Here is a 22,810-nt window from a genome sequence, read left to right as displayed (position 1 = left end):
TGGCTCGTCGTCTCCGGCGGCTACGCCGCCTACGACTCCTCACCACCGGCCAAGATAGTTGTCGCTACACCGGACAAGATAATTGTCGCCGCCCACCGCCGCCTGATTTTGCCTGACGTCGCCTCCGTCCGGTTCTGAGTCGGGTAGGGCACGCGCACCGGTTGCACGTGCGACTGTCTGTGCTGGCAGCGCGCGTGGCGTGAGCCGTCTCGGCTTGGCCGGGATTTCGCGAACCGTGGTGGCACACTGCCGCTCTCTGATTGATCATATCCGCGCGCGCGAACCTCATCGTTGTGCGTGTCGCAGGGATGGACCTCGACGGCATCCAGTGCGTCACGCACGGCCACTTATGCCGCCGCAATCAACGCTTCACAGTCCGCCCGCGTTGCGTCCGTGCGAAGGCGCTCGATCGCGGCGTGAATGATGGCCTTGTCGCCGATCGACACGTCGCTCGGGTCGCATGCCGAGAGAGCAGCGGCGATCTGGCCTATGGCCAGTGCGCTTGCTTCGCTGGCTGCAAATTGCGGCGCGCTGCCGGCCGACGGGGCGGTGCCCGCAGTAGCGTTGCACAGTTCGAGCAAAGTCTCTTCACGCTGGCATGTGTGCGGCTGCGCGCGCACTCGAGTCTGACATGTCTCGCGGCGTGACTGAACGCCACGAACTGGCAGGACCAATGTGAAGCCTCGAGTCGCATGAAATGGAGGACTTGCTATTTATATGCAAAAGGGGTAATTGAAGCTTGTCTTTTGCGCCCAGCGGGACAGAGAAGCACCGTCACGGGGACTGGGCTCATCTGACGGTGCCCGATAAGACCAGGGATGCCGTTGTTCTATGCTGCAGAGTTCGATTGACAAACCGCAACTAACAGTCTGAGATTCTTCCCAACCCCACCGCTGCTACGCAGCGACAACCCCGTTTCCAAAGGGTTCGGCGGAGTTGGGCGCTACAGGGCAGTTCCTTCTGGAACTTCGACGCGTCAGTGCATCTCGTTCTGTGCCGCGCGCGCGATCTGTCCCGCACTCACCGACTCAAGTTCCTCACGGGAGTCGAATTCAACGAAATACCCGAAGACAGTGCCTGCTGCATCGCAAGGGAAAAGACGTTGAATACAGTGCCCCCTGAAGCAACCGCATCGCGGCGTACCGCACCCGCCGTCCGGTGGGCTGATGATTGTGCTGCCGTCAGCCGGCACAAATACGCCTTCGCCGACAACGCCGTCGACGGGTACGTGGTCGTACTGGATGATTTCTGCGCGTATAGCCATGACGCTCCCGCTGTCTGCCAATCACTGGGGTTCTGGTCGAAACTACCGTGCGAACCCCCAATCGCGTCAGCTGTCAAGCGAAGCACCCATTTCCTTCATCGGGAGAATTTCTTTGACCATGGGCACAAATCCTCAAGCGCGATGGCCTATCGGCCGTGGCGAGAATTTCAACCCGAGAGCAAAATGCGGCTGCAGTGTTCTTCGAGCGGTCATTGATAGCGGCCGAACAGCCGTGTGTCAGGGGAGTTGAGAGAGAACCTTCACCGATTGGGAACCCCGGTACCCGTTTCGATGTCAGTCTGTCATGACTCCCCTCTGGAATCGTGATTAGTCCTGGCTTGAGACTGTGACCTGTAGGTGCTTTGCAACTGTGTATGCGCCGCGGTCCGTCCGTCAAAGCTCACCGTCCCATGGCGAATGTGCCGCAGAAGCGTCAACCGATGGAAGCATCCATTGTCGAGAGCGCTGCGCGAACATCGGCAGCCGTAATGGTGGAGGCTCCCGATTCGATGTGCCGCGTCGCGGCCTCGTCTATAAGCCGCTGCAAGGCGGCGTCGGTATCCGCGATTGAGCGGCCTTCGAGCGCTGTGATCACGTACTCCACCGTGTGCCGCGAAATCGCAAAGTTGTCTCTCGCCTTGAGCTTCAGCTGGGAGCGGATATAAGCAGCGAGCGACTCGCGTGACGGCACGTCGAAGCGGATCTTCTGCTCAAGGCGGCCGCCTCGCAGCACCGCCGGATCCAGCGCTTCCGGATGGTTGGTTGCGGCAATTACCAGTACATCGGGCACGCGGCCATCGACGCCGTCGATTGCGGCAAGGATCCGGTTAGTCACGGATGCGGCGGGAGAAGAGACACGATTTCTGAGCGCATCGGTCGCCTCATCTATTAGGATTACACACGGTCTTAGGTCCTTTGCCTGACGGTAAAGCTGGCTCCAGGCGGAATGACTGGCGAGGAGCTCCGCGCCCGTTGTCTTGAGGACCGCCCATCCGCTGGACTTTGCGATGGCCATTGCGGCCTGCGTTTTGCCGGTGCCCGGTGGGCCATAGAACAGTATGCCGCGGGGAACCGCGCCGCCGAGCTGTTCCATGCGGTGAACATGGCGCATGCGCAGCGCAAGTCGTTTGAGTTCATCACGCGAGCCCTCGGGCATGATGATTTCCTCTACCGTCTTGACCTTCTCCGGCAGGTGCCCCCTCGATCCCTGGATGCGACGCATGGCCTGCATGGCAATATCGAACGAAACGGGTTCGTTCCTGAACAAGCCTTCGCGCCGCATGTCGGCAAGTTGAGGTCCGATGGCCATCAGACGCGCAGCACTGAACCCTTCCCAGCGGGCCGCGAGACTCCTGAGGACAGGCACGCTGAGCGCCTTCGGTCCGAGCGCTTGGAAGACGGTACGGGAAAGCAGCGCTTCACGTGCTGGCGCGTCTGGCGGCGGCACCTCGACCTTGAAGTCGAAACGACCCTCGCGCACGGCGGCGCCGTCGAGCCAATCGAGATCGTTCGTGGTCGCGATCAGCACAACACGGGTTCCGCGAAGGCGGACGACCTCTGTGAGGATGGTGTTTGTTAAATCCCTTGCCATATGGTGAGAGTGTTGTCTCGATTGGACAAAACTGTCCACCTCGTCAATCAGGAAAACAGCCTCGGCTAGCCGGGTGACCTGCGCAAATGCCGCCCTTACGCGCTCAGGTGTTTCGTTGACCCACTTCGAGGCAACATCCTGATAGGAAATGGAGAAGAACGGAACCCGTAACTCGCCAGCGAGTGCTTCTGCAAACATGGTTTTTCCATTACCCGGTTCGCCGGAGAGCAGGATGCCGTTTCTCGCCTGTGCGGGGTTGGCGATGATGTCGCGTGCCGCACTGAGCATCTGGTTCTTTGTCTCAGCCATGCCCGTGATGGCGTCAAAGGAGAAGCGGGCGCGCAGTACACGGTCGTCCAGGGAGTACGTCTGCTGGGGTGTTGGTTGACCCGGTGCATTTTGCGCAGTTGAGCGTGGGGCGGGCGGTTGTACGGGCCGCAAAGCGGGTTGTCTGGTCTTGCGGTAACCGTGCACGGCACGCAATCCCAACCAAAGGACGATTCCGATGCCGAGCAGGATTGCAGCCATTAGTGAAGTCCGACCGAGCGAAAGCAGCAGCATGACGACGGTTCCAGTCGCCATCAGCCAGCGGGCGAGACGGACATAGCGGTGGAGTACAAGCGCCAGGCCGGTGCAGATCAGCATCGCGAGCAGCCGATGCATGTCATTGAGGTGAAGAACTGACCCGACGCCTGCACCCGCCAGGGTGCCGGTCAGGATCGGAGGAAACAGGCGGGCCGTGAATGCGATGGCGTCCTTCATGAAAGTTCTCCGTACAAACAAGGGGCGATGGCGAAGCGACTCAATCCGCGCGTTGAGATACGCGGAGTGCCTAGCGATACAGAGGCATGACCTCGTCCTCGATCAGGTTGTACAGGTCGTCGCGGACGAACTGCGCAAATTGCTCACGTTCGTATATAGCCACCGTGACGAAAAGGCCCGTGAACCCAACGGCGATGCCCTTGACCGTGGCGATCACCCCGAGGGCGATACCCTCGGCCAGCGCTGGGTAGGCCTCCTGCAGACTGGCGAGTCCCAGCACGACTCCAAGACACGAGGTGCAGGCCATGAAGACTGGGCCGAAGAACATCAGTACGGCTGCGGTGTTCCAGAACGCCCTGACGGGACGGGGAAGGCACGCGTGGTCCGGGTGGATGAAGCTGAAGAATGACGTTTGCTGTTGAGCGTTGTGCATGTGGAACTCCGTTTAGGTGGTGCTGGATCTGTCGGCCCCGTCGTGACAGACGTCGCGCGCGGACAGATCCAGGCTTCCATGGTTCGACGGGAACGCAAGTCGGAATGCGCTAGCGAAGCACGATGAGCGGGCGACCTCGTCTGGGCAACCACTGACGCGGGCTCGGTTTCCAACGCTGCGGACGTTTGCGCATCGGCCTGGTCACGCGACGCTGGTTCTGGCGCAGCATGCGCCGCGAGCGTGCGATCGGGCGCCTGAGGTCGGCACTCAGGCGCCGGTGCCAGGCTTCAATCGCTCCGGGCGGAATACTGGCGTCGATATAGCCGGTGACACCCAAATCGGTGACGACCTTGATGACCTCACAGCCATTGGCTGCGGTAAAGCGTATGGTTTCCATCTGGGACCTCCGTGCCTCTTCCTTTTACGTTTCACTTGCGGAGACGGCGGCGTATATAGCGTGCGACGGCGATGAATGGCGTGAAATAGTCGACGAGGCACTGACGGCATTCGTCGACGAAGACTTGCCAGAGGTTCTTTTGGGGGTTGCACATAGGGTTGTCCTTTTGTACGTGGGTGCACCGGAATGGCCCGGGTTTCGAGACGGAAGCGGGCTGCTCACGGATGCGTCATGGAAGCGACGGGCGAACCTGCCGGTAAAAGGGCGAGCGTTGCCGGGAGCTGCGGCATTGTTCTCTCGGCAAGGTCCAACGACCCTGTCGTTCCCGTGATCGACAGATAGGCACCTGAGCCCATCGCGAACATGTATCCACGCTGGCGGCTCACGATTCCGCCGTCCTTGCTGACCGTGCGGCTGATGCCTGGACTCGCGGTATCCGTTTCATCCTGCGTGGCCATCGGGGCGCGCGGGTCGTGATGCTTCGCTGCGGTCGACCCATCGTCTCGCGCCAGGATACTCACTGATCGACGACCTTCCTCCATCGGATCGGGCTTATTAAAGGGACATGAAGATGTGTCCACCGGGCCTGCGAAGGCACAGGCCAACGCGACCGCGTTCCCTGCTGCGACGAATCCGTTCGAATCGTTGTTGCGCATTGAGTTACCCCATCTGGTCATGGTTGTTCCTCAGCCGGGTGGGATCGCAGGGATGCCATCCGGCCGCTGGGCCCCGCGAGTAATGCTGCGCGAAGGCAAATCAGAATCGCATGGAGTTGCGCGGACGCAAGTCAGCGTGCCGCGCCGAAACATCCGGTTAGCGCGCCGTCGCCGGTGAGCGCTTCACCTGCGGACCGTAAGTAAACGAGACCGTGGGTGCCGGTCGAACAAGGCAGAGGAGGGGGTCAAGGTCGCTGCTCGACCTTGACGATATTCAGCGGACGGATATTGTTAATCGCCTCGGCAACGCTGCTTTTCCGGATAAGGGATCAAACAGCTCCCTCGGAAATGATTCGCCATTTAAGAAGCTTCAACTGATTGACCAGAGGGGGCTGCATAACGCGTACGGACCTTCACACGAAGCCGTTAAAAACCCTGGGATGTTTTCTGCCAGAGCTATGTAACACGTCGCTGTCCAATCCTCGGAAACTGTCGTTGTGCGAGTTCGTGGAATTCCTTGTTCAACAACGCGACGCGCAATTGCACGACACTGTGTGCCCCCACGCGACTCCAACGCATATGCTGGCTCTTGCACATTCGACGGCCAACAATTCGATTAATCGACGATTCGACGAAGCCGGTGGAGATCCGCCCTCCCGCATGTTGCCATGTGCGATAGTCGATCAGCGACTCAACGTTGCTCTCGAGACAGGTGACCACATTCGAAAGGCTATAGCTCGCTTTCCTGACTTGGCTTCTCGCTGCTGGATCTCGTATCTCACGCAGATCAAGCAAGTGAGCGAGCTTGGCTGCGAACTGCTGCCACGCCACTGTGCTTCCGACCCAAACGTAATGTCGGAAGCGAACAAACAGATCCCACAGTTCAAACGCTGATCCACTTTCCGTGAGTCGCCCGTAAGCCAGAGGCGCGATAGCCTGATCAACGCGTCGCAACATCCGCCCGATGTGCGCCCAATCGAGAATCCACTCGTTATCGTAGGGGAGGTCATTGGCGACGCCGGCCAGGTCCCGAGGTCCATCAGTCAGGACAACGACTTCATTAGGATTCCCGTATCCGCTGTCCTCGAGGAATCGTTTCATTTCTTGATTCAGCCGCCGGGTCCGCGGCAGGGCGGAAGCCCACACTCGTGGTTGCTCACCGGCTTGCCCCAAAGCAGCGACGACGACCGCGATCGACGATGATCGGTTTTCGGCTTCTGCGCGATTTTCCTTGCCTGAACCCTTGCGATTGCAACGTGCGCGACGGACATAGCCGACGTCAATGCCGAGCTCGGCAATCGGTTTTTCCGTCTCGCATCACCGATGCACCGGCCGTGCGTGCTGTATCGATTTTCCGATGGCCACGGTGTGGTTGCGGATGGTTACATGATTGTCGCGACCTGAGGCGGGTAGCAGAAGGTCCATGACGGCCTTGGCTTGCCGATAGGGCATCGTGGCGCCAAGCTCCGCGTGCAGCCATCTCAGTTCACCGGTACTTGCTTCCGGCAAGTAGTCCTTGAGCGGAGAAACATATTTCGAGCCGTCAGCACCACAATTGGGTTCTGGTGCAAACAGGTGGTGAAGCCGAGACGTCTCCAATATATAAGGATGCCTTATTTATTGAACAGGATGGCGTTCCAGACGGCAGGTACAGCAGTATCCTTGAGCCCGAGAGTGCGGAGATTGAACTGGCCCTTGCGGATGCGGTGCATCAACTCGATGCCTGAAATCGTGGTCTTCGCACACCTGAACCGTTTGAATCCGAGCATCACGTTCGTTCTGGACTTGATGTTTCGATGATCCTGCTCGATCACGTTATTCAGATACTTCGAGGAGCGCACGTGCGTTCCATCAGGCAGCAGAGCGTCAGCGATCATCTCCCGCACGGCCCGGTGCGAGGCGGCATACCCGTCGAGCGTGATCGTCTCCGGTGGCTGGCCCTGATGTTTGATGGCCTTGCTGAAGAAGGCTTTGGCCGCGCTCACGTCGCGCTTCGCCCTGAGCATGAAGTCCACTGTCTGGCCGGCCCGATCTACCGCCCGGTAGAGATAGACCCACTTGCCACGAATCTTCAGATAGGTCTCGTCAACACGCCGTGACCGGCCTGTGGGTATGCCAAACCGGTTCCAGCGCTTGACGAACTCCGGCGTAAGGCGCTTTACCCAACGCATGATCGTAGTGTGTGCCATCGACAATCCCCGCCCGGCCATCATCTCGACCAGATCGCGCAGGCTGAGCTTGTAGCGAAGGTATCCGACCAAAGCCCTATGGCACATCACCTGATCCCCTGTTCAGTATCCGTCAGCGGAACCCGTTGAGGCGGTCTTGCGCGGCTAAATGTCGACGATCTTTCGCAGTAGAGAGTACGAAACGCGCCAGTGACCATCGGTGTCATTAACCGCGACCGATGCGGTCTTGGCATTCAGCCTTACGACGACTCCGACGCGCTCGCTTAGGTGCTTGTCGGTGAAGCTAACTGTGTCACCGATGAAGAATTCTTCACGCTGCGTTCTCGGCGGCGGTGCCGGCTCGACGTGAGGCGGAGCACTTGATGTTTCCGGGATGATCGCTGCATAAAGCACGCCCCAACGGCGTCGAGTTGTGCTGTCTTGAACCACTGCCTGGGTCTGCCGGAGTTCAACTATGGTGCCTTTCTCCGGCGGCCCAAGCGGGTTGTCGCCGATGTAGTTGACGGCCATCCCCAGATGCAGGCGTTGACGTATTTCGAGAATACGTCGAGGGTCATCAAGCATTTTGCCGATAGCAAGATAGAGGCGATATAGCTCGGCACTGGGCGCCTGTCGAAGCGAGTCGAGAATGTCCATGGTGTTGAGGTGTTTTTAACGGGCGAGCGGCAAGAGCTCGTGCACGCGATTGACGGGATACGACGGCAGTTTCTCAAGCGTTCGTTCGAGCCACGCGTAGGGCTCGATACCGTTAAGGCGAGCCGTTCCGATGAGTGAGTACATCGTTGCGGCCGCACGGGCACCGCGTGGAGAACCCGCGAACAGCCAGTTCGACCTTCCGAGGGCAACGGGCCTGATCTGGCGCTCAAGCGCATTGTTGTCTGGCAACAGGACGCCGTTCTCTGTATATCGGACAAGCGCCTCCCAATGTCGCAACGCATAACCGAAGGCCTTGGCGAGCGGTGCTTGTGGGAGCAAACCAATGCTGTTCGCGTCTAGCCATCGACGAAACTGCGCAAGCACGGGCAACGCCTCAGTTTGCCGGGCTGCAAGTTTGATGTCGGGCGTTTGGTCTTTAACCCGCGATTCGATTGCATACAGCTTGGCGATCCACTGCAGCGCCTGCGTCGCGAGCCCCGGGCCTTTCTGAGCCTTGGCAATCTCGAAGAACCGTCGACGACAATGGGCCCAGCATCCGACCTCGATAATATCGCCTCGCTCGTATAGCGCACCATGACCGCTATACGCGTCGGCCTGCAGGTACCCTTTGTATTCGCTAAGGTACAGCAGCGGATGTGCTCCCGCTCGCGACTCAGCGAACTCGAACACGACCGCCGGCGGGTGGTCGATCCAGACGCCATTCTCGTTGCGCTGGCCCGCTCCCAGGTAGCCCCATAATCGCGCTGTACGCGTTGACGGGTGGCCTCGTTCGAGCAAAGGCAGTGTCGTGTCGTCCACGTGCATTCGCGGCGCCTTCAACTGATGGGTGCGCAACCCAGGCAGCAGTACCGAGAGTAGCTCGGCCGATGCCAGCTTCCATTCGCACAGCGTCGCTCGTGGCAAGTACACGCCACGGCGCGCGTAGCGCATTTCCTGTCGATTCAACGGCAGGTGATCGACATAGGTGTTGATCAGGACATTGGCGAGCAGGCTCGCGCTCGCATTGCTCTTTGGCAGCGGCGACGGCTGAGCGCTTGCGGTCACGATGGTCGATTCGCCATCCTTCTTCGCCACGTATTTGAAGTGGATGTGCTCAATGACGGTGAGCCTGGACGGCTCGTAGTGCAGCGTCTCGCTGCGCTCTTCGCCGATCCGTTCAAGCGTATCGAACGCCATCTTCTGTTCATCACTCAGATCGTATTCGATGCGTGTACGCGGTAGGTCCTTCGGTAGCACGGGACGCCCTTTACGGGTGTGACTCCCTACGGGAATGGCGTCAACCGCAGGCGGTGCTGGGATATCCGTGGCGGCGTCAAACAGCTCAGCTTGGCCCGCCAGGCGCTCGGAGCTCACGCCAAAGCGCGCACGGTTCAACTGCGCAATCTGATGCTGGAGGATTTCCAACTGCTCCCACAACACCCGTGCAAGCCGGTTCTGTTCGAGCGCGAACGCTTGCAGCGCATCGGGCTCGACGGGAAGATCCGCGACAGTGACGGCGTTGGGTGGCATGTGCTCCATGATGCCTAACTCAAGCCACGTTTACAAGCTCGAGGCTGCGCTGGAGCACCTCACGTCACGCGCGTCACTGCCACGGTGTGGTGCGGCTCTCGCGCCGGAATCTCGATGCCTTCGAGCCATGCGTTGAGCTCCGCGAGCGTGAAGCCGCGCTGAGCGAGTAACGAGGGTGACGGGAAACGGCCTCTTTCGAGACGCTTATACCAAAGCGCGAAACCGGTCCGATCCCAATAAAGAATCTTCACTTTGGAGCGGTCTCGCGCCACGAAGACGAACAGGTTACCCGATGCAGGTTTCTGAGCAAGTAGCGGCTCAACGAGATAGGACAGCCCATCGATCGCCTTGCGCATGTCGACCGGGTCGCGACAGATGTAAGCGCGAACGTCCGAGGCAATCAGCACCGATCACCTCCGAGTTGTCCAAGCACAAATCGCACGATGCGCTCGGCGTGAACGCCGCTCAGTTCAATGCGAACGCCCGCGAGCGAGAGCGTCACTCGATCACGTGACGCCGGTGCGTCAGCCGCCGGCAGTGCGACGGCCGGCACTTGGGGCGCCAACTCGCAATCCAGATTCGAAGCGATGAATGCCGCATCCGCAGTAACCGCGAGCGGCGGCTTAATCTCTTTGACGGAACCTGAAAGCTTCTTACGCCACAGGCTGAAGGTGCTTACCGCGAGACCTTGTTCTCGGCAAAACCGCCGAGCGCCGATACCACTCGCTTTCCAGGTGGTGACCATTTCTCCCCAGAACGCTTCCCCTTGCCGTGGGCGACGTGTGCCCATCGCCGTTGCAGCCTTAATGTTCTCGTCTTCCATCGCATTGCCCTCGTTCTCACGAAGGCACTACCTTCACATTCGGGATGCCGCGATTCAAGACGGGATCCGCTGGCGCTTACCCTGTTCATGAGTGGGCGCAATCTGGATCGATCTTACTGGTATCAATGTCGGCGGTGCTGGCGCACCCGGCCAGAAGCACCGTCAGCAAGCAACAGCGTTTTGTTCATCGTGGCCCCTCGTTTTCTTGTGCTGCTGATGATATCAAGCGTTTGGGGGCACTGCGCGTTCTAACACCTTTTGCGCGTCGTCCCGTGGCCTGCTACCGCCACCGACCGTTCAGGGTCGCGTACTACCGATTGAGGCCGCGCAACGCAGATGCAGAGCGCATGAGACGGCACTCGGCCATGAAGCGCCATTCGCGTCCGTCGTAAGTCCGACATTTTGGCGGCGGCTTCGCTCCGTTGTCAGTCGCTCGCGCACCGACAACGCACGCTGACGAGACTGCGCGTGCGGGGGGAACGAGGCGCAGCCGGCTGATCGCGTTTCGGACGCACCTGAAAAAAAGCCGAAGGCGCAAACCTCCGGCTTTGCATACTGCGCTCGCGCGGCTCATGTCTGGCAGCCGCCAGCTGTAGTCTCGCGTCAGGACAGGTCGAAGCGGTCGAGGTTCATCACCTTGACCCAGGCGGACACGAAGTCGTTGACGAAACGCTCCTTGCCGTCGGCGCTGCCGTACACCTCGGCCAGCGCCCGCAGGATCGAGTTCGAACCGAACGCGAGGTCCACGCGGGTGCCCGTCCACTTGAGCTGGCCCGTCTTGCGGTCATAGCCTTCGTAGATATCACCGGCCTGTTTCCACTCGGTACCCATGTCGAGCAGATTGACGAAGAAGTCATTGGTGAGCGCACCCGGTGTTTTCGTGAGGACACCGTGCTTGCTGTCTTCTGCGTTGATGTTGATGGCGCGCAGGCCACCGACCAGCGCGGTCATCTCCGGAGCCGTCAGGGTCAGCAGTTGGGCCTTGTCGATCAGCAATGCATCGACCGGAACCGGCGACCTGGTCTTCTCAAAGTTGCGGAAGCCATCGGCGACGGGTTCGAGAACAGCCATCGCGACTGCATCGGTCTGCTCGGCGGTGGCGTCGACGCGGCCCGGCGCGAACGGCACCGTGAGCGTGAGACCCGCTGCCTTCGCGGCCGTTTCGATGCCGATGCTGCCGGCCAGCACGATAACGTCGGCGAGCGACGCCTTGCCCGAAGCCTTCTGGACTTCTTCCAGCTTCGCCAGCGTGCCGGCGACGGGCTGGTTGACTGCCCAGTCGCTCTGCGGCGCGAGTCGGATGCGCGCGCCGTTGGCCCCGCCGCGTTTGTCCGAACCACGGAAGGTCGAGGCCGAAGCCCACGCAACCGCGACCAGCTCCGACGCCGACAGGCCCGAAGCCGCGATCTTCGCCTTGAGATCGGCGATGTCGGTCTCGCTCCGTCGGTGCGTCGCCGCCGGCAGCGGGTCTTGCCAGATCAGGTCTTCGCGCGGCACTTCCGGGCCGAGGTAGCGTGCCTTCGGGCCCATGTCGCGGTGAGTCAGCTTGAACCAGGCGCGTGCAAACGCTTCGGCAAGCGCCTGCGGATCGTCGAGGAAGCGACGCGAGATCTTCTCGTACGCCGGATCGAAGCGCAGCGACAGGTCGGTTGTTAGCATGGTCGGCTTGCGCTTGGGCGAATCGGGGCTCGGGCCAGGGATGACCGCTTCGGCATTCCTGGCGACCCACTGGATCGCGCCCGCCGGGCTCCTTTCCTGTTCCCATTCGTACTTGAAGAGGTTTTCGAGGAAGGCATTGCTCCATTGCGCGGGCGTTTGTGTCCACGTGACCTCGATGCCGCTGCCGATCGCGTCGCCGCCCGTGCCCGACTTGTAGGTGCTAGCCCAGCCGAGGCCCTGCAATTCGACCGGAGCCGCTTCGGGAGGGGGCCCCACGTGGGTCGCCGGTCCCGCGCCGTGGGTCTTGCCGAAAGAGTGACCGCCCGCGATCAGCGCGACGGTCTCTTCGTCGTTCATTGCCATGCGGGCGAAGGTCTCGCGGATGTCGACCGCCGCCGAGACCGGGTCGCCATTGCCGTCCGGGCCTTCCGGATTGACGTAGATCAGGCCCATCTGTACGGCGGCGAGCGGATTATCGAGATCGCGCTTGCCCGAGTAGCGGCTGTGCTTGTTGTTCGGATCGTTGCTGAGCGCGAGCCAGGTCGTTTCCGCGCCCCAGTACACGTCGTTGTCCGGCTCCCAGGTGTCTTCGCGGCCGGCGCCGAAGCCGAAGGTGCGAAAGCCCATCGTTTCGAGCGCGACGTTGCCCGTCAGAACCAGCAGGTCGGCCCACGAAATTTTCTGGCCGTACTTCCGCTTGATCGGCCACAGCAGGCGGCGCGACTTGTCGATGTTGACGTTGTCGGGCCACGAGTTCAGTGGCGCGAAGCGTTGCTGGCCGCGGCCTGCGCCGCCACGGCCGTCGACTGTGCGATAGGTGCCGGCGGCATGCCAGGCCATACGGATGAATTGCGGGCCGTAGTGACCGAAGTCGGCCGGCCACCAATCCTGCGAGTCGGTCATGAGCTTGCGCAGGTCGGCTTTGAGGGCCGCATAGTCGAGTTTCTTGAATTCCTCGCGGTAGTTGAATTTCCGACCAAGCGGATCGGATTTCTCGGAGTGTTGATTCAGAAGGTCAACGCGTAGCTGGTTGGGCCACCAATCCTGGTTGGTCATGGTGCCAGCGACGACGCGTGTGGCAATGGAGGCATCGCCCGAGAACGGGCATTGAGATTCGGATGGCATCGTTCTCTCACTAGGTCACGGTTGTTCAAAGGCCGTGCCAGCACCACGATATGCGTGCGGGCACAACCCGCCAAGACAGCATAGTCCAGTCTGATGGCGCGTTGATTGAGATGCAGAATGGCGGCGATAGCCTCTGACACCGAAGCCGACGGTCGCCCGAAGACGACCGGTTTCTGGCGCCGCCCGGGAAAACAGGGTTGCGATTACACCGCAGACCTGACATGCCTGCCCGGATATTCCCAACGCCCAAGCCCGGCGTCACTGTCTGTAGCACCCTAAATGCGGGCGTGAGGAGCCGGACGACGGCTGAGGGTCGCGTGCTGCCGATCGCAGCCTTGCGACGCTCAGGCTGTGTATGCGAATTGCATCAGGCTGTATCCGGCCAGGTGCGGCCAGCCAACGCACAAGTTGTGATGCCAGAAATCGTCACGATACTGTTGAAAAAGTCGTAGCGGGTCGCCCTAACACCAGGAGTGAAAAATTCGACCTCTCAGATCGCCCCACAAACCGCTCGCGAGCATCGGTTAAGGGTAAAGCGACCCATGAAAACCGGATTAGAACGACCGTCACCGACTTTTTCAACAGCATCGTCACAAAAGCGGTCACTCGACAGAGTGCTTGCGCGCGACCGGCACAGTCCGATTTGGTGCACGCGCCGGAACCTCGATGCGTTCAAGCCGCTGGCAGCCGAACGCGCCCGGCGTGCGGCACGAAAGCCCGCCCCGTAACGCAGCGACAAGATACGCCCCAACAACCCCGGGCGGGAACGACAATTGCGACCTCGGTGTGGTGTGATCGCGCTTTCCTCGGGGAGAATCGATGGTGCCTCAACCGCAGCCGCAGCGAGGCGTGGCTCACGTCCTGGTCGCCGAGGATGACGTCCTTGTCCGCGTGGCCTTGGCCGAAGAACTGCGTGCGGTTGGCTTTGCCGTGATTGAGGCGAGCTGCGCCGATGATGCCCTGGCCTATATCCGCGCCGGAGGAAAGGTCGACCTTGTGTTTTCCGATATACAAATGCCCGGCGTGCTAGACGGTCGACAACTGGCCGAGTTGATTGCCAGGGACCATCCTGGCATTCCCGTCATTCTCACTTCCGGCGACATTCAGCTTGGCGCCGGCCTGCTGACGGGATTGTTCGTCGCGAAACCGTATCGCATCCCGCACACGGTGACGTTATTTTTTTCAGTGTTGGGCTTGCTACCACCGGAAGGGTCTTCGTGACTACACCTCATATCCTGATTATTGATGCAGACATACTCGTTCGCGCTCCGCTTGCGGAATATCTACGCGAATGCGGATACCTCGTCATGGAGGCAGTTGACAGCGTAGAGGGCCAGGCCCTACTCGCCGACAAGCCTTCAGCCGTCGATATCGTGCTTGCGGACGTTGGGGGCGAGGAGCGCAGCGGATTCGCGCTGGCGAAGTGGATACGCGAGCGGTTCCCCGACATTCGGGTGATCCTGGCTGGAAGCGTTGCCGGGTCGGTCGAAAAAGCCGCAAGATTATGCGATGACGGTCCCGCACTATCAAAACCCTACGATCACGGGATTGTGCTGGAGCAAATTCAGCGTCTGCGAGCGGCCAGGAAAGGCACGCCCGCAGATGGTTCCGTCAACTCGTAATCCACTTTGTCATCGTCCGTCAGCCAGCCTGGACGGGCGTCCGAGCGTCCCGGCAGGTCGGCCCTCCACCTGCTACGTCCGGCGCTGGCAAGCTAACAAACGGCCGTTCGACGTTTGAAGGAAACTCGACTACGACACGCTCACCGGCAACGGCGCCGCGTGGGCCAAGGCGAAGTCGAGCGGCTATGCCGAGTCGTGTGTGAGCGAATTCGGCGCGTCGTCGCTGGATCTGCCGCAAATCGCTCACCAGGCGGCCACGGCGCAACCGGCGACGCACCAAGCGCATTGATACGCGATGCATGAATCGCCCGCACGCTGGCCAGCGCGCGGCGGTGACGGACAGTCAGCACCCGTGCCGCGCCGAAGCCGCACATTATCGAACTATCAAGCAACTGAAGGGTAGCGCGTTGCCATCTGGTTGGCTTCTGGGGCACGGCAAACGGACATTGCTTTCGGTGCGAGGACGGACTACCTATATCGGGTCGGTATATGCCGTTCGTATATCGACTTCGATCCGCGATTGATCGAGGTCCGTGTCGGACCGGCTCGGCCATAACGAGACATCTGCGGGAAACCGCCGAATGGCCGATTTCCTTTTCGTTGCAGCCCAGCTGACCAATTCAGGACAGGTGGACAACGCATCGTCAACGCTTTCTTCCCTTCGCCGCGATTTCCGAATTCGCTCGCTTGCGGAAGAGACCTTTGCGCTGAGCTTGCCGTCGGCTTGGCCGGAGCAAAAGAGCTTAATCGTCCGGCCGAGCCACGGACGAAAGGAACGCGCGGGCCGCCCATCCTGACTGCATCGAATGAAGGGGTAATATGTTGGGCGGCCACGCAAAGCTCAAAGACAGTCAAATCGGGAGTCGAATATGCCGAACAAACGGCAACCAGGCGATACGATCCAGAACTGGACGGACAAGTGGGTGGCATCTGTCGCGGACTATTCAATTTGTGCGATTTCGGTGGAAGGCCGGATTCTGACCTGGAATCCAGGCGGCATAGCTATCCACGGATACCAGCCGGACGAGATCATTGGCCAGATGCTGGACATCCTTTACACAGAGGATGACCGCCAAAAAGCGGCGCCTGCGGTCGGCCTCGAAACCGCCCGACGGACAGGGCGCCACGACACCGAAGGCTGGCGAACCCGCAAGGACGGCACAACGTTTTGGGCCAGCGACGTGATTACCGCATTGCATACGGAGGGCGGGCAAGTTGCCGGTTATGTGAACATCGTGCGCGATGTCACGGAGAAAAAGGCCGCGCACGACGCAGTGCTGGAAAGCGAACGACGCTTCCGCGTGCTGGTGAACGGAGTGACTGACTATGCGATCTTCATGCTATCGCCGGAAGGCGTGGTCACAAACTGGAACTCCGGCGCACGGCGCATCAAAGGCTACGCTGCCGAAGAAATCATCGGTTCGCATTTTTCGCGCTTTTACACGCCGGAAGACGCTGCAACAGGACTGCCACAGCGCGGGCTGACCGCTGCCGCAAGGGACGGGCGATTTGAAGCGGAAGGATGGCGGGTCAGGAAAGATGGCAGCCGTTTCTGGGCGCACGTCGTGATCGACGCAATCCGCGAGGAGGATGGAACGCTTGCTGGATTTGCGAAGATCACCCGTGACATCACCGAGCGGATGGAAGCGAACCGGGCTCTCGAAGAGACCAGAACGGCATTGTTCCAGTCGCAGAAGATGGAGGCCATCGGTAAGCTGACAGGCGGCGTCGCGCACGATTTCAACAATGTATTGCAGGTATTGCGGGGTAACCTGGAACTGCTGGAAAACCGTCATGCCAGCGACGGATGGACCCGCGAGCGGCTCGACAAGGCGATCGACGCGGTAGAGCGAGGCGCCAAATTAGCATCCCAACTGCTCGCCTTTGGACGTCGGCAGCCCTTGCGACCGGTTGTGATCAACCTGGCGCCCGCGATACGGGGCATGGATGATCTGTTGCGGCGCGCGCTGGGCGAGACCATTGAGGTGGAGACGGTCGTCGCCGGTGGGTTATGGAACACGATCGTGGACATTCATCAGCTGGAGAACGTCATCCTCAATCTGGCAATCAACGCGCGCGATGCGATGCCGGATGGCGGAAAACTGACCATGGAACTGGCCAATGCGATGCTCGACGATCACTACATTGCCGGGCTGCCCGATGTGCCGCCAGGCCAGTATGTCATGCTCGCCGTCACCGACACTGGCACTGGCATGCCGCCGGACGTGCTCGAGCGCGCGTTCGACCCATTCTTCACGACGAAACCTGAAGGATCGGGAACCGGACTGGGTTTGAGCATGGCCTATGGTTTCGTCAAGCAGAGCGGCGGACATACCCGCATCTATAGCGAGATCGGGCATGGCACCACCGTCAAGATCTACCTGCCGCGGTCCACCGAAACGGCAGTCGAGCCTCCCGCGAGACCGAGTGTCAGATTGCTAGGCGGAACGGAGACCATCCTCGTAGTGGAAGATGACCTGAAGGTGCAATCGACCGTTGTCGATACGCTGTCCGGCCTTGGTTACAGCGTGCTGAAGGCAGACAGCGCAGAGCAGGCGTTGACCGTGATTCGAAGTGGCATCCATGTTGACCTGCTTTTTACGGACGTCGTCATGCCGGGGTCCCCGCGCAGTCCCGACATGGCTGCCCAGGCGGTGCAGCTTCTACCGCGCCTGAAGGTGCTCTTTACTTCCGGCTATACGCAGAATGCGGTTATTCACGGTGGACGGCTGGACTCGGGCGTCGAGCTGTTGAGCAAGCCATACAGCCGGGAACAGCTCGCCTACAAGATCCGCCAGATACTGGGCGGCACCCACGCGACCCGTGAAAGCGAGGACGCGACGCTGTCAGAAGCAAACGCCGGCACGACAGGTCTGCGGATTCTTCTGGTCGACGACGATCCGGCGTTGCTGGAAGCTACGAGCGAACTGGTAAAAATGCTCGGACATGCTTCGGCTACAACTGGCTCGCCGGCAGAGGCGCTCCGCTGGCTTGAGGACGAGGGATTCGACGTCTTGCTCGCCGATCTCGCGATTCCTGGCATGTCGGGTATCGAACTCGCTGAAAGCGCGGTGCGGTTAAGGCCAGCGCTGCGCGTCATTTTCGCCTCGGGGAACGAGATGCCTGATGTTCCAGCGCTGCCGTTCCGCTGGAAGGCTTTGCGCAAGCCCTACACCCTGGAAGAGCTGGATAAAGTACTGGGCAGTCCCGAGCTTTAGATGCGCCTATCGGTGTACTGGCGACAGTTCATGCGAGACTTACGTTCTGTCCAAAATACCTCACATAAATGCAATCACATCGCTGGCGACCGTCTCAAATCGAGCCGAAACGCGACGGACGAAAACTCGTCCTCAGAGACCGAAACGGGTCGATCACAGGCGTCGCCGCTCGGCCCAGAAGTAGCATCGTCGCGATGACTCACGAAGCCGTGAAGGTGTTTGAGGAGAACAGAGCCCCAACGCATATTTGAGACACGCGTCCAAGCCCTCATCGGGACCAGTAGAAATCCACGGGGATAAGCTCGACGACCCATCCACCTTCTTCGCCCAGCGTGTCCGCCGGGTGCATGGAGGCGATGCGCAACGCCTCGTCATGGGTATCCGCCTCGATGATGAACAGGCCGCCCACGACTTCCTTCGACTCGGTATAGGGCCCATCGGTGACGTGCGTCTTGCCACTGCGCGGGCGGAGCGTCCTCCAGTTGTCCAGATCGCCAAGCGATGCGGAAATCAGTACCTTGTCGGTAGCCCGCATCTTGTCGTCCAATGCGGGGCATTGGCTCACCAATTTCTTGACGTCGTCTGGCGCCATCGCGGCGAATTTATCGGGGGTGAAGTAGGCCAGGCCGAGGTATTTCATGGGAGATCCTTTGGGTGTGAATACCCTGACGACGAAGCTGATGATCGAAAATCGACAATCTTCTGAAAAGTTTGTAGCGGGTCTCGCCAGGCTGTCCGCTTTTGGGGTCGCGCGGTGCCGACCGCCGGGCTCGTGCTGCACATGCGGATCGCGTGAGGCAGAGGTCGGCCGAGGCCGTGCGAAAACTCAAAAGTACTCGGTTTTCGGGTGTCGGTTTGCCCTTCCCGAGTTGCTTCCAAGCCAATACGCGGCGATCTGAGCGGTCGATTTTTTAGAACGCCGCATTCAGCATGCGTTTTCACACGGCCTCGGCCATGAAGCGACATTCGTATCGAATTGTCGAACGTCGGTTCACAGGTGCTAAAGCAGCCATTGCGGTTTCCGACTCGCTTCAATCCCCGAGCTTCATCCGCACCTTGCGGCCGATGCGTCCTTGTACCCGCGTCGTCGCCGCGACCGATCGGATGAGTCCATACAGGTTTCCTTTACGCGCGGTAACCTGAGTCCTGTATCAAGCTCGTCAAGTACGGGCGAGCGCTGCTTCACTGCTTCGCCTCCAGTGGCTGGCCAAGCACGAATTGGCCGCCCTGGAAGCGTTGTGCGGGATCGTCGCGCGAGTCGCTCGGTGCGGTCGCGGGGAAACGTTCCGCGAACTGCGCAGCGCTGTCGCGCGGGTTGAAGCCCAGGAAGCTGGCTTTCGTGTTGTCCCACCACTTGACCGGATTGTTCGACGCGCCGTACACGACCACGTGCCCGACGCAGTGCGTGAACAGCGAGCAGCGCACCAGTTCAATAAAGTCGCGATAGCTCAGGTACGTGACGAGCATGCGCGGGTTCTTCGGCTCTTCGAACGACGAGCCGATTCGCAGGCACACCGTCTCGATGCCGAAACGATCGTAGTAATAGCGCGAGAGCGCCTCGCCGAAGCACTTCGTCACGCCGTAGAGACTGTCCGGGCGCTGCGGCGCGTCGGCGTCGAGCATTTCTGTGACCGGATGAAAACCGATCGCATGATTGGAGCTCGCGAACACGACGCGCTTCACGCCGTGCTTGCGCGCTGCCTCATACACGTTGTATGTGCCGGCAATGTTCGCTCCGAGCAGATCCTCGAACGGGGCGTCGACGGAGATACCGCCGAGATGCACGATCGCGTCGACGCCCTCGACAAGTTGCATCACCGCCGGCCGGTCCGCCAAATCGACGACGCTCGTTTCCTCGTGCGGCGCAGGTTCGCCGAGCTTCGCGATGTCGCTCACGCGCACGACATCGGCCCAATTGGCGAGCGCGCCGCGCAGTTGGCGGCCCAGGTTGCCGGCGGCACCGGTAAGAAGCAGGCGCCGGAACGGCTTGAACGACGGTACGACGGTTTGGTTCATAAAAAACTCCTGGAAAATGACTGGTGGAAAACGTTTTCTAAACGAGCACGACGGAGGAGATTCAGCATCAATTGCCGGATACGCGGCTATCAGACGGCGATTACGCCAAATGGCATTCGCCCGCCTGACCGCGCTTTCTGCGACAATCGGTAAACAGAAGAGAAAACGTTACCTTTTGCATGAAAAAACTTTCCCCAACTATTCGCGACGTCGCTGCAGCTGCCGGCGTGTCGGTCGCCACTGTGTCGAAGTACATGAACGGTGCGCAGCGCTTCTCCGCACCGGTCGAGGCGCGCCTGAAGGCTGCGATCGAGGAACTCGGCTACCGCTCGAATCCGCTTGCGCGATCGATGATCACCGGCCGCTCCCGCACCATTGGGCTGACCATTCTTGACATCAGCAATCCGCACTTCACGAACGTCGTGAAAGGCGCCAACCGCGTCGCGCTGCGGCACGACTACACGCTGCTGCTCGTCGACACCGACGAAAACCAGGCGCGTGAGCGCCCTCTGATCGAAGCGCTCGCGCAGCGGGTCGACGGCCTGATCGTCAGTTCGCGGATGCCCGACAATGACGCGCAGTGGTTGCTTGATCTCGGCAAGCCAGTCGTGCTGTTGAGACGTAGCGATGTGCTGCAGATCCCGAGCGTCGGCATCGACAACCGGCTCGCAACCTACATGCTCGCGCGGCATCTGCTCAACCTCGGGCATCGTCACATCGCCTACCTCGGTTTTGGGAAGGCACGCATCAACGACGAGCGCATTCGCGGCGCGCGCGAGTGTCTGGAGGAAGCCGGCCTCACGCTCGACGTGTACGACGCTCACGCGCCGACGGCGCATGCAGGCGAGGACGCGTGCTCGCGCGTGATGCTCGGTCCGCGCAGGCCGCAGGCGGTGATCTGCTACAACGACCTGATCGCGCTCGGCTTCATGAAAGAGGCGGCGTCGCTCGGCATCAAGGTGCCGCAGGAGCTCTCGGTGACTGGCGTCGACAACGTCCCGTATGGCGAGTACGCAGCGCCCGCGCTCACGACCGTCGATATTCAGAGCGAGAAGATGGGCGAGCTCGCGATGCAAAAGCTCATCGACGCGCTCGCGGGCCATGCGGAGGCTGGGCATTCGACGTTCGAGCCGAGGCTCATCGTCCGTGAGTCGACAGCGGCCCGCGGCTGACGCGCCTCGTGCTTTCACGCGTCGAGCTTCGCGGGGGTCATGCGCGGCGTCAGCATCTGCATGACGGCAAGCGCGACGAGATAGGCGAGCGCGCCGATCGCGAACAGTACCCAGTAGTGGCCCGTGCGTTGCAGGACCTGTCCGATCACTTCCGAGAACAGCACCGCGCCGATCGAGCCCGCCATCCCGCCGATCCCCACAACCGCGCCCAGCGCGCGCTTCGGAAAGAGATCGGACGCCGTGGTGAAAAGATTCGCGGACCAGCCTTGATGTGCGGCTGCGGCCAGTCCGACGATCGCGACGGCACCCCAAAGATTATGGACTTGTGAGACGAACGCGATCGGCAGCACGCAGCACGCGCAGATCAGCATCGCCGTCTTGCGCGCGGCGTTCACGCTCCATCCGGAACGCAAGAGCGCCGAAGAGAGCCAGCCGCCGCCGATGCTGCCGACGGTCGTCATCGCATAGATGCAGACGAGCGGCAGGCCGATGTGCTGCATGTCCATGCCGCGCGACTCGTTAAGCCACTTCGGTAGCCAGAACAGATAGAACCACCACACCGGGTCAGTCAGGAACTTGCCGATCAGGAACGCCCACGTCTCGCGCTTTCTGATCAACGCGCCCCAGCCCGGCGCGCGGGCGTTCACGTTGACGGCATCGAGCACCTCGACTTCGTCCTGTCCATCCTCTACCGAACTCGTGTCTGCGGACCGGTAGAGCGCGAGCCATACGACCAGCCAGACGAGGCCCACCGCCCCGATGATCACGAACGCCGCACGCCAGCCGAACGCCAGCGCAAGCGGCGGGATGATTGCGGGCGCGAACACTGCGCCGATATTCGCGCCAGAGTTGAAGATGCCGGTCGCAAGCGCACGCTCGCGCCGCGGGAACCATTCGGCCGTCGTCTTGCTGGCGGCCGGGAAGTTACCGCCCTCGCCGATGCCGAGCAGCGCACGCACTATGGCAAAGCCGGCCACCGAGCCGACCGCCGCATGCAACACCGCAGCCGCGCTCCAGATCAGCATTGCAAGCGCGTATGAAATGCGCGTGCCCAGCCAGTCGACGATCCGGCCGAAGCACAGAAGGCCGACCGCGTAGAACGCCGAGAATGCGATCACGATGCGGCCGTACTGCACCTGGGTCCAGCCAATGTCGTGCTGCAGCACTGGCGCGAGCAGACCGAGAATCTGACGGTCCATGTAGTTGATTACGGTGGCGAAGAAAAGCAGCGCGCAGACCGTCCAGCGGTAACGGCTGGCGGCGGTGCGGGCGGGTCTGATGACGGCGGTTTGCATGTGAGTCTCCGTTGCGCGGCGGCGCTCGTCGCGTCGCGCTATGTGTCATTGAGGGCGGGGAGCGCCGAGGGTCGCTACGCGCGCCGCAGCAGGTGTGTTACGTCACGAGCACGTCCAGTTAGGAAAACGTTTTTCTAGAATAGAAGTTTTGTTACTCTCTGTCTAGTCCTTAGTTTACCTAGTCTTGCGCACTGTGATCCGGTGGTGGGACCATCTAGCCACGAAGTCTGGTTAATCGTTTTCGTTCCCATGCGCAGCGGCCTCGGCAGATCGAGACGGCGCGGAGATTAGGCGGACTGGCGGGGCACGGGTCGGTCGTGTCGGCGCGAACAGATTGAAACGACGGCGAGCGGATTTTTCGTAGGGTTTTTACTGGCTTCCGTCGAGCCGTGCCTAACGAACAGCCGGACACGCTTGTGAAG

General features: G+C 60.8%; 20 protein-coding genes and 2 pseudogenes. 5 read left to right on the top strand and 17 right to left on the bottom strand.

Features of this window, described 5'->3' with window-relative positions:
• Positions 1–347: 347 nt before the first annotated feature.
• The 14 genes and pseudogenes from P3T25_RS38110 to katG form a co-directional block, all read right to left on the bottom strand.
• A complete protein-coding gene (locus tag P3T25_RS38110; protein WP_154567389.1) occupies positions 348–581 on the bottom strand; it encodes a hypothetical protein in 234 nt (77 codons plus the stop codon).
• Between the two features lie 395 nt (positions 582–976).
• Positions 977–1,264: a hypothetical protein gene (locus tag P3T25_RS38105; protein WP_154567388.1), complete on the bottom strand. Its 288-nt coding sequence runs from the start codon at positions 1,262–1,264 to the stop codon at positions 977–979.
• 433 nt (positions 1,265–1,697) lie between these two features.
• Complete coding sequence (locus P3T25_RS38100; RefSeq protein ID WP_429362288.1) at positions 1,698–3,617, bottom strand: AAA family ATPase; 1,920 nt, start codon at positions 3,615–3,617, stop codon at positions 1,698–1,700.
• Positions 3,618–3,687: 70 nt separating this feature from the next.
• Entirely contained in the window at positions 3,688–4,050 is a 363-nt protein-coding gene (locus P3T25_RS38095; RefSeq protein WP_154567386.1) for a hypothetical protein, read from the bottom strand.
• Between the two features lie 109 nt (positions 4,051–4,159).
• Positions 4,160–4,447 carry a hypothetical protein gene (locus P3T25_RS38090; RefSeq protein ID WP_429362286.1) on the bottom strand — a complete coding sequence of 96 codons (288 nt, stop codon included), beginning with the start codon at positions 4,445–4,447 and terminating at the stop codon, positions 4,160–4,162.
• A 31-nt stretch (positions 4,448–4,478) separates the two neighbouring features.
• On the bottom strand, positions 4,479–4,601 hold the full coding sequence (locus P3T25_RS38085) for a hypothetical protein (RefSeq protein WP_267905092.1): 123 nt from the start codon (positions 4,599–4,601) through the stop codon (positions 4,479–4,481).
• Positions 4,602–4,665: 64 nt separating this feature from the next.
• Positions 4,666–5,103, bottom strand: a complete 438-nt coding sequence (locus P3T25_RS38080; RefSeq protein ID WP_429362283.1) for a hypothetical protein — start codon at positions 5,101–5,103, stop codon at positions 4,666–4,668.
• 456 nt (positions 5,104–5,559) lie between these two features.
• Positions 5,560–6,660: pseudogene (locus P3T25_RS38075) on the bottom strand (ISKra4-like element ISBusp5 family transposase); the annotation flags it as partial.
• 56 nt (positions 6,661–6,716) lie between these two features.
• A pseudogene (locus P3T25_RS38070) lies at positions 6,717–7,355 on the bottom strand (IS6 family transposase); the annotation flags it as partial.
• An 81-nt stretch (positions 7,356–7,436) separates the two neighbouring features.
• The gene (locus P3T25_RS38065) at positions 7,437–7,928 is read right to left on the bottom strand and encodes a hypothetical protein (RefSeq protein ID WP_154563995.1); all 492 of its coding nucleotides are present in this window, start codon (positions 7,926–7,928) and stop codon (positions 7,437–7,439) included.
• 15 nt (positions 7,929–7,943) lie between these two features.
• Positions 7,944–9,467 carry an IS66 family transposase gene (gene tnpC / locus P3T25_RS38060; RefSeq protein WP_429362281.1) on the bottom strand — a complete coding sequence of 508 codons (1,524 nt, stop codon included), beginning with the start codon at positions 9,465–9,467 and terminating at the stop codon, positions 7,944–7,946.
• A gap of 50 nt (positions 9,468–9,517) precedes the next feature.
• A complete protein-coding gene (tnpB, locus tag P3T25_RS38055; protein WP_154563997.1) occupies positions 9,518–9,865 on the bottom strand; it encodes an IS66 family insertion sequence element accessory protein TnpB in 348 nt (115 codons plus the stop codon).
• The gene (tnpA, locus tag P3T25_RS38050; protein WP_266239625.1) at positions 9,859–10,281 is read right to left on the bottom strand and encodes an IS66 family insertion sequence element accessory protein TnpA; all 423 of its coding nucleotides are present in this window, start codon (positions 10,279–10,281) and stop codon (positions 9,859–9,861) included. Before tnpA ends, tnpB begins: the two co-directional genes overlap by 7 nt.
• A 603-nt stretch (positions 10,282–10,884) precedes the next feature.
• Entirely contained in the window at positions 10,885–13,065 is a 2,181-nt protein-coding gene (katG, locus tag P3T25_RS38045) for a catalase/peroxidase HPI (RefSeq protein WP_429362278.1), read from the bottom strand.
• 849 nt (positions 13,066–13,914) lie between these two features.
• Here katG and P3T25_RS38040 point away from each other — a divergent pair.
• From P3T25_RS38040 to P3T25_RS38025, 4 genes are all read left to right on the top strand, one after another.
• Positions 13,915–14,286 (top strand): response regulator, encoded by a 372-nt coding sequence (locus P3T25_RS38040; protein ID WP_429362276.1) that lies wholly within the window; start codon positions 13,915–13,917, stop codon positions 14,284–14,286.
• Positions 14,283–14,687 (top strand): response regulator, encoded by a 405-nt coding sequence (locus tag P3T25_RS38035; protein WP_429362274.1) that lies wholly within the window; start codon positions 14,283–14,285, stop codon positions 14,685–14,687. Before P3T25_RS38040 ends, P3T25_RS38035 begins: the two co-directional genes overlap by 4 nt.
• A gap of 581 nt (positions 14,688–15,268) precedes the next feature.
• Positions 15,269–15,484 carry a hypothetical protein gene (locus tag P3T25_RS38030; RefSeq protein WP_429362272.1) on the top strand — a complete coding sequence of 72 codons (216 nt, stop codon included), beginning with the start codon at positions 15,269–15,271 and terminating at the stop codon, positions 15,482–15,484.
• 72 nt (positions 15,485–15,556) lie between these two features.
• Positions 15,557–17,905 carry a PAS domain S-box protein gene (locus tag P3T25_RS38025; protein WP_429362270.1) on the top strand — a complete coding sequence of 783 codons (2,349 nt, stop codon included), beginning with the start codon at positions 15,557–15,559 and terminating at the stop codon, positions 17,903–17,905.
• 268 nt (positions 17,906–18,173) lie between these two features.
• Here the strand turns inward: P3T25_RS38025 and P3T25_RS38020 are convergent, their stop codons facing one another.
• Together P3T25_RS38020 and P3T25_RS38015 are read right to left on the bottom strand one after the other, a co-directional pair.
• Positions 18,174–18,545, bottom strand: coding sequence for a YciI family protein (locus tag P3T25_RS38020; RefSeq protein WP_429362268.1), 372 nt, complete (start codon positions 18,543–18,545; stop codon positions 18,174–18,176).
• Positions 18,546–19,087: 542 nt separating this feature from the next.
• On the bottom strand, positions 19,088–19,921 hold the full coding sequence (locus P3T25_RS38015) for an NAD-dependent epimerase/dehydratase family protein (RefSeq protein WP_429362266.1): 834 nt from the start codon (positions 19,919–19,921) through the stop codon (positions 19,088–19,090).
• A gap of 179 nt (positions 19,922–20,100) precedes the next feature.
• Between P3T25_RS38015 and P3T25_RS38010 the strand changes: the two genes are divergently transcribed.
• Complete coding sequence (locus P3T25_RS38010; RefSeq protein ID WP_429362264.1) at positions 20,101–21,093, top strand: LacI family DNA-binding transcriptional regulator; 993 nt, start codon at positions 20,101–20,103, stop codon at positions 21,091–21,093.
• Between the two features lie 14 nt (positions 21,094–21,107).
• Here P3T25_RS38010 and P3T25_RS38005 read toward each other — a convergent pair whose 3' ends face one another.
• Positions 21,108–22,388 (bottom strand): MFS transporter, encoded by a 1,281-nt coding sequence (locus tag P3T25_RS38005; RefSeq protein WP_429362262.1) that lies wholly within the window; start codon positions 22,386–22,388, stop codon positions 21,108–21,110.
• Positions 22,389–22,810 lie beyond the last annotated feature (422 nt).

The organism is Paraburkholderia sp. GAS32 (assembly GCF_050434225.1).
Classification (GTDB): Bacteria; Pseudomonadota; Gammaproteobacteria; order Burkholderiales; family Burkholderiaceae; genus Paraburkholderia; species Paraburkholderia madseniana.
The sequence above is the reverse complement of the archived record's forward strand: the minus strand, read 5'-3'. Positions and strand labels throughout refer to the sequence as shown.